Here is a 245-nt window from a genome sequence, read left to right as displayed (position 1 = left end):
CGGAATTAAATAAGCGTGGATTTTGCCCAAGTAACTCTTCCCGCGAGTAACCTGTAATCTCGTAAAAGGCACCATTAACATCGGTAATATTACCGTGCCTATCAGTCACGACTACACCTTCAAGGGAGTGTTTAAAGACATTGGTAGCGAGGGTAAGTTGTTCTTCCACTTCTTTATGTTTAGAGATATTACGGGTCATGCCTATCACGCCCGCCAGTTCACCCTCGGGCGTTAAGGCGGGGATT

At 46.1% G+C, this 245-nt stretch carries 1 protein-coding gene; it reads right to left on the bottom strand.

Annotation, left to right across the window (positions count from 1 at the left end; all coding sequences use genetic code 11):
* The coding region (locus B4920_RS27490; protein ID WP_254051082.1) for a PAS domain S-box protein at positions 1–199 on the bottom strand (199 nt) is incomplete at its 3' end.
* Between the last annotated feature and the right edge of the window lie 46 nt (positions 200–245).

The sequence above is a fragment of the Zoogloea sp. LCSB751 genome, assembly GCF_002028455.1.
Lineage (GTDB): Bacteria > Pseudomonadota > Gammaproteobacteria > Burkholderiales > Rhodocyclaceae > Zoogloea.
Note: the sequence above shows the minus strand (reverse complement) of the source record. Positions and strands in the feature narration are given on the sequence as shown.